This is a genomic window from Methylobacterium sp. 10 (assembly GCF_000519085.1).
Lineage (GTDB): Bacteria > Pseudomonadota > Alphaproteobacteria > Rhizobiales > Beijerinckiaceae > Methylobacterium.
The window spans coordinates 3,086,788-3,093,059 of sequence record NZ_KI912577.1; the positions used below are offsets into that span (position 1 = coordinate 3,086,788).

The 6,272-nt window shown below is 66.5% G+C and carries 6 protein-coding genes; 5 read left to right on the forward strand and 1 reads right to left on the reverse strand.

All coding sequences use genetic code 11. From position 1 onward, the window contains the following. Window positions 1–89: 89 nt before the first annotated feature. On the reverse strand, window positions 90–1,547 hold the full coding sequence (locus tag K368_RS0114345; protein WP_027172953.1) for a helix-turn-helix transcriptional regulator: 1,458 nt from the start codon (window positions 1,545–1,547) through the stop codon (window positions 90–92). Between the two features lie 653 nt (window positions 1,548–2,200). On the opposite strand from K368_RS0114345, the gene K368_RS0114350 reads away from it, so the two are divergent. The 5 genes from K368_RS0114350 to K368_RS0114370 all read left to right on the forward strand — a co-directional run bounded on the left by K368_RS0114350 (window position 2,201) and on the right by K368_RS0114370 (window position 5,996). Further along, window positions 2,201–2,776 (forward strand): sigma-70 family RNA polymerase sigma factor, encoded by a 576-nt coding sequence (locus tag K368_RS0114350; RefSeq protein ID WP_027172954.1) that lies wholly within the window; start codon window positions 2,201–2,203, stop codon window positions 2,774–2,776. Beyond that, complete coding sequence (locus K368_RS0114355; RefSeq protein WP_027172955.1) at window positions 2,769–3,461, forward strand: NrsF family protein; 693 nt, start codon at window positions 2,769–2,771, stop codon at window positions 3,459–3,461. Before K368_RS0114350 ends, K368_RS0114355 begins: the two co-directional genes overlap by 8 nt. A 97-nt stretch (window positions 3,462–3,558) precedes the next feature. Next, the gene (locus K368_RS0114360; protein WP_027172956.1) at window positions 3,559–4,557 is read left to right on the forward strand and encodes a glycosyltransferase family 2 protein; all 999 of its coding nucleotides are present in this window, start codon (window positions 3,559–3,561) and stop codon (window positions 4,555–4,557) included. Next, complete coding sequence (locus tag K368_RS0114365; protein WP_027172957.1) at window positions 4,554–5,237, forward strand: class I SAM-dependent methyltransferase; 684 nt, start codon at window positions 4,554–4,556, stop codon at window positions 5,235–5,237. The genes K368_RS0114360 and K368_RS0114365 overlap by 4 nt, the downstream gene beginning before the upstream one ends. Before the next feature lie 153 nt (window positions 5,238–5,390). Continuing rightward, the gene (locus tag K368_RS0114370; protein WP_027172958.1) at window positions 5,391–5,996 is read left to right on the forward strand and encodes a hypothetical protein; all 606 of its coding nucleotides are present in this window, start codon (window positions 5,391–5,393) and stop codon (window positions 5,994–5,996) included. The last annotated feature ends 276 nt before the right edge of the window (window positions 5,997–6,272 follow it).

The following is a 6,272-nucleotide window of genomic DNA, read 5'->3' on the forward strand; positions in this document are numbered from 1 at the left end:
CGGACCCGCATCTCTTGCGGCTCAGCACCCCAATTGGCGCCTGCCGCCGACCGATCAATGATGCATTCGTACCGGTAGAGCGACTTTATTTAACCGGACGAGCCCACGGGAAACCCGTTGTCGCGCCCCCAGACGATGGCTTCGGAACGCTTGTGCACGCCCAGCTTACGGTAGAGGGCAGCGGCATGATTCCGGACCGTGTTGCGCGACAGGGTCAAACGCTTGGCGATGGCATCGTCACCGAGTCCCGAGCAGATGAGATCAAGGATCTGCCGTTCGCGGACCGTCATATTCGGGGCGACAGCGCCCTGGAGCTCGCCGCCCGGCCGACGCAGGTTGGCGAGCTTGTCGATGAGCCCCCGGCTGAACCAGGAGGTGTCGGCCATGACGGTCTCGATGGCCTCGAACAGGTCGCGCTCGCCACTCTTGCGCTCAGTGATGTCCTGCAGGACGAGAAGTGCGTAGATGTCGTCCCCGATCTCGACCCGCTCGGCGGAGACGAGGCAATCGAGGCTGGTCCCGTCCTCGTGCTGCAGGCAGACTTCGAGCCCGAGGACGTAGCCGGTCATGGCCACGGAACTCTCGAACTTCACACGGGCCGCATCGTGGACCCAGAGCCCGAGCTCCGCCGGTGAGCGACCGGCGACCGTCTCGGCGGAATGGCCGAAGACCCGCGTGAAGGCCTCGTTCACCCCGGTGATGGCGAAGGTATTCGCCCGGGCGAGCACCGTCGGCACGGGGGTGAGGCGGAAGGCCTTCGCGAAGCGCTCTTCGCTCTGACGCAAGGCCATCTCGGCCTTCCGGCGCAATTCGAGATCGGCGAAGGTGAAGAGCATGCACGGCTCCTCACCGAGTTCCATCGGCTGGCCGGCGACGATGACGTGGCGCTCGCCCCCGCCGGGCAAGTCGAGACAGGCTTCCATCTGCGGGATGGTACCGCCCTCGTTCAGGCGCGAGATGGCCAGATCCCGGCTCCGGGCGCCTGCCAGGACATCGACCTCGTAGACGCTGCGGCCGATGACGGCATCGCGAGTGTAACCCGTCATCTCGAGGAAGCCGAGATTCACCTTGACGTGTCGCAAGTCCGCGAGCCGGCAGATCACCGCCGGGGCAGGATTTGCGTTGAACGTCTTCTCGAAACGGTCCTCGGCCTCGAACTGATCCGAGACGTCCTTGAGGATCAGCGCCAGGCAACTGGGATTGCCATCGCGATCGGTGGCCACGAGACTGCGCAGGGAATGGACGAAGGTGACGTCCGGCTTGTCGGTGCGCCTCACCTCCACGATCACGTCGTGGAACGTCTCACCGGACACCACGCGCTCGATCGGGTATTGATTGGGCGTGCGGTTGTTGCGGTAGCGCAGGGAGAAACGTTCGCGATAGGCGTCGACGGTCTCTCCGAGCTCGCTCACCGACTCCGCGCCATGCATCGCCAGGGCCGCCTCGTTGGCGTAGGCGATGGTCTGGTCCGGCTCGACCAGGATGACGCCCTCGCTGAGGCCGGCGATGATCTGCCGGAGCTCGTACCTGTCGACGCCGAGTGTCACTGTGGCTCCAATCGCTCTACGGATCGGGCCACGGCCCAGCCTACAACCGATGCATGGGCGGTCAGTTCCAGCGTTCATTCGGGAAGAGCCTGGTATATCTGAGTGATCCACAGAACCGTCATCGGCCGGGAGATGGAAGTACCCAGGCAAGAGGTACCCTTCGCACCCTGTGGGCATGTCTAATCTTGCAAGGATCGACATCCTTGTCCTCGGACCAAAGTATTCTCGTCGAACAAACGCGGCGGCCTATGGGCATCGGAGAACAGGCCGTCCCATCGTCTTTCCCCGACCGGACAAACCCATCGCTTCCGTCGGATTTCAAAGGTGCGCCGGTCGAATGATCGGATTTCGGTCCGAGACGCGTAACCGAGGGCGGGCGATCACCGAAATCCTTCTCAGGGCCACCGCGGACCCCGGTGCCACGACGAAGGACCGCCTCACATGAGCACGCTCCCCCGAACCGTCGCCGTCGTCCCTCGCCGCCAACGCCACGGGCGCGGAGCCGAAGGCGCAGGGCGGTGTGGCCAAGCCCCCGGCGACGAATTAAGGTCTCCTTGGTGAGCCTGGCGCAGGCGGCGCATTCGGGCCGGCTGTCCGTCCTGCAGGCTCGGTCCGTGGAGACCGGAAGCATCGCGACCATGCCCGCCCGATCGATGGCATCGTCCGGCGAGGGATCGCTATCGACGGCGATGCAGGCGGCCCAGAACGGCGATGCCGCAGCCTACCGGACGCTCCTGCGCGACTGCGTTCCCGTCATTTCCGCGATGGCGAGGGCCAAGGGCGTGCAGGGCCCCAGCATCGACGACGTGGTTCAGGATACCCTGCTGACGATCCACCGGGCGCGGGCGAGCTACGATCCCGCCCGGCCCTTCCTCCCCTGGCTCCGCGCCATCGTTCAACGGCGCGCCATCGACGCCATGCGCCACGCCAGCCGTCGTCCGCGAGAGGTCCATGATCGGATCGCCTACGAGGCACGCGCCGACGATGGGCCCCTGCCGGGGCACGATCTGGACGTCCGCGACCGTCGCCGGATGGTCGCGGAGGCCGTCGCCCATCTTCCCCCGGGGCAGCGCGAGGCGATCGAGCACATCGCCCTGCGCGAGCTCTCCCTCGACGAGGCCTCGCTCCTCACCGGGCGGACCAAGACGGCGCTGAAAGTCAATTTCCATCGGGCTCTCAAGGCCCTGCGTGCCTCCCTCTCATCCAGCAAGGAGGGTTCGGATGTCTGATCCCGCCAGCCACGAGCGTCTCGTCGAGGAGCTGGCCCGGTCGCTCGCGCCGATCCGCCGGCTGCCTGGGCCGGGATGGCGGGCCCTGGTCTGGTCATCCGCCGTGCTCGCCCTGGGCCTTCTCCTTCTTCCCCTGTCGGACGCCGCTGCCTTGCAAGCGCGTCTCGGCGTTCCCGATCTTCGTTATGCTGCGCTCGGAGCGATACTGACCAGCCTGGCTGCGGCCTTCGCGGCCTTTCAGAGCAGCGTGCCGGGCCGCAGCCGGGCCTGGGCCCTTCTGCCGATCCCGCCCCTCGTCCTGTGGATCGGAGTCAGTGGGCTCGGCTGCCTGCGGGCCTGGCTCGCTCCGGCCTCCAACCTCGCCGAAACCGGGGAGATGCGCGGCTGCTTCGTCTTTCTGATGGGCGTCTCGCTGCCGCTCTCGGTCCTGCTGGCCATGATGCTGCGGCGAGCCTGCCCTTTGAACCCGAGCCTAACGGCGGCCTTGGGAGGCCTCGCGGTCGCGGCGGCGGCGGCGGCGCTTCTGGTGCCGTTCCATCCTCACGACGCCACCGCGACGGATCTCGCCGTGCATCTCGCGGCCGTCCTCATCGTGGTCGGCCTCAACGGGCTCCTCGGCGGCCGCTTCCTCGAGGGAACGACCGGCCGACGCTCCGTCGCCACGGCGGCGGATACCGATCCGTAGGCAAACGGCCGGCGTCTCGCGCCGGCCGATTAGAAGGGCCTTAATCATGCCGCGCTAGCGTCGCGCAGACCGGACCTTCCGTCCGCCGGCGACACGCATGACCGTGACATCTCCCTCGGCACAGATCGGCACGCCGACCTACAGCCTCGTCGTTCCCGTCTTCAACGAGGAAGCCGTGCTGCCGGTGCTGCTGCACCGTCTCGATCAGCTTCTCGGCAAGCTAGACGGACCGGCGGAGGTGATCATCGTCGATGACGGCAGCACCGACATGACCGGCATCGTCGCCGCCGGCCGCGCCAAGGACGATCCGCGCTACCGCTATCTCGCCCTGTCGCGGAATTTCGGGCATCAGGTCGCCATCACCGCCGGGATGGAGCGCGCCTCCGGCGCCGCCGTCGTGGTGATGGATGCCGACCTTCAGGACCCGCCGGAGGTCGTCCTCGAACTCGCCGCCAAATGGCGCGAGGGCTACGAGATCGTCTATGCGAGGCGTCTGAGCCGGGAGGGCGAGAGCCGCTTCAAGCGCTGGACCGCCGGCCTGTTCTACCGCCTCATCCGGGCGCTCACCGCCATCGACATCCCGGCCGATGTCGGCGATTTCCGCCTCGTCGACCGCAAGGCACTCGACGCCTTCCTCGGCATGCCGGAGCGCGACCGCTTCGTGCGCGGCATGTTCAGCTGGATGGGCTTTCGCCAGACCGCCGTGCCGTTCCACCGTCTCTCGCGGACCCTGGGCCAGACCAAGTACGGCTGGTCGAAGATGCTGCGGCTCGCCTTCGACGGCATCGTCGGCTTCTCGGACATCCCCCTCCGCTTCGCCCTCTGGGCCGGCACGGCGGTGTCCCTCTCCGCGCTGGCATACGGATTCTACATCGCCGTGCGCGCCCTCTACGACCCGGCCCTGGTCAGCGGCTGGGCTTCCATCGTCGTCCTCGTATCGTTCCTCGCAGGCATGAACCTGCTGATGACCGGCATCGTCGGCCTCTATGTCGGGCGCATCCATACCGAGGTGAAGAAGCGCCCGCTCTACGTGGTCGGCCGGGCGGTGGGCTTCCCGGAGGATGGACAGGCCGCACCATCGAGGATCGCGGCATGACCAGCGCCTTCGACGCGTATCGCACGAGCTACGACGCGGTCGTCCAGGATTCGATCGCCTTCTCCGGGCTCGAACACGGCTTCTTCCTCGACGCGAAGGCCGATCTGCTCGCGGACGTGTTCGGCCGGCACTTCGGTACCTCCCGCCCGTCGCTCCTCGATGTCGGCTGCGGCGTCGGCCTGCTTCATCGCCGCCTCGCCGGCATCGTCTCAGGGATGACCGGCACCGACCCGTCGCCCGAATCCGTGGCCCGTGCGGAAAGCGAGAATCCCGGCAACCGCTACCGCCTCCAGGAAGGCGGCACATTGCCGTTCGAAAGCCGGGCATTCGACGCGACGCTGGCGGTCTGCGTCTTCCATCACGTCCCCCTCGACGAGCGTTCCGGCCTCCTTGCGGAGATGCGGCGCGTGACCCGCCCGGGCGGCCTCGTGACGATCATCGAGCACAACCCATGGAACCCGCTGACGCGGCTGGCGGTGTCACGCTGCCCCTTCGATCACGACGCCGTGCTGCTGGGTGCCCGCGAGACCCGCACGCTGCTGGCGGGACACGGGTTGCGGGAGATCCGCAGCCGATACTTCCTGGCTTTTCCGTCCCGGCGGGGATGGGTCCGGAACGTCGAGGCGCGGATCGGCCGGCTGCCCCTCGGCGCACAGTTCCTGGCTTGTGGAACGGTTTGACGATGTTGGCCGCAGCCGATCGCGGGCGGCACAACGAGAGCGAGTAATTTCGGCAACACCGCAATGGAAAACCAATCGGCCTGCGCCAAGTCCGTTGTGAACGTCGCTGGGCGGCTTTAGCGGCACGGGGGTCTCACAAGGATCCCGCCTCCGATGTTGTCCGCTCTTCGCGCTCTCGCCCTGCTCTCCACCCTTCTGCTGAGTGCCTGCGTGACGCCGCCGCATTCGGTCAGCCTCACCACCGTTCAGCAGTTCAATATCGTCGACGTCAGCGTCGAGGGGATCGAGGTCATCCAATCCTGGCCCTCGGAGGAGGGCGTCGTCGTCAAGGCGGAGAATTTCGACGCGGTCGCCATCAACCGGCTGCAGAGCGAGTCGGCCTCGAAGTTCCCCGCAATGCGGGCCCATTTCCAGAAAGTCCTCACGGAACGATTCAAGGCCGAATTCGCAACGCACGTCTCGGCGAAGCTGCTGGGAACACGACCGGTCAAGGCCATCGTCAAGCTGAAGCAGTTCGACGTTCCATCGGTGGCGCGGCGAATCTTCATCGACCAGGACGTCAAGGTCCAGATGGACATCGATCTCGTCGACAAGCGGACCGGAGACATCCTGGTGAGCTACAAGGGTCCGTTCCAATCGATGCCGCTCTTCGGCGGCCTCTCGACGGTGATCGCCGTGGCCGTCGAACCCGTCGATCCCACCATCCGCATGACCGACAGGTACATCGAGGGTTACGGCACGTGGCTCCTGCGAAACTGACGATCCCGCCCGGTCGGCCTGCCTCGCAGCCGCCCTCGATCCTGACTCGATTCGACCCGCGCGGCCATCATCCCTTGATCATCTGACGCCGAGCCTCTATCCGGGCGGCGTCTTTCGCCCGGCTCGACACCTCGAGCGCCGCCCTGGGCGACCGCTCATGTGACTTTGTTTTAGGAATGTGACGATGGCCAAAGAGAAGTTTGCCCGCACCAAGCCGCACTGCAACATCGGCACGATCGGTCACGTCGACCACGGCAAGACGTCGCTGACGGCAGC

Bases quoted from the DNA above. Each gene is read 5' to 3' on its own strand.
- K368_RS0114350 (WP_027172954.1), top strand. From the start codon at position 2,201: ATGGCATCGTCCGGCGAGGGATCGCTATCGACGGCGATGCAGGCGGCC.
- K368_RS0114355 (WP_027172955.1), top strand. From the start codon at position 2,769: ATGTCTGATCCCGCCAGCCACGAGCGTCTCGTCGAGGAGCTGGCCCGG.
- K368_RS0114360 (WP_027172956.1), top strand. From the start codon at position 3,559: ATGACCGTGACATCTCCCTCGGCACAGATCGGCACGCCGACCTACAGC.
- K368_RS0114365 (WP_027172957.1), top strand. From the start codon at position 4,554: ATGACCAGCGCCTTCGACGCGTATCGCACGAGCTACGACGCGGTCGTC.
- K368_RS0114370 (WP_027172958.1), top strand. From the start codon at position 5,391: ATGTTGTCCGCTCTTCGCGCTCTCGCCCTGCTCTCCACCCTTCTGCTG.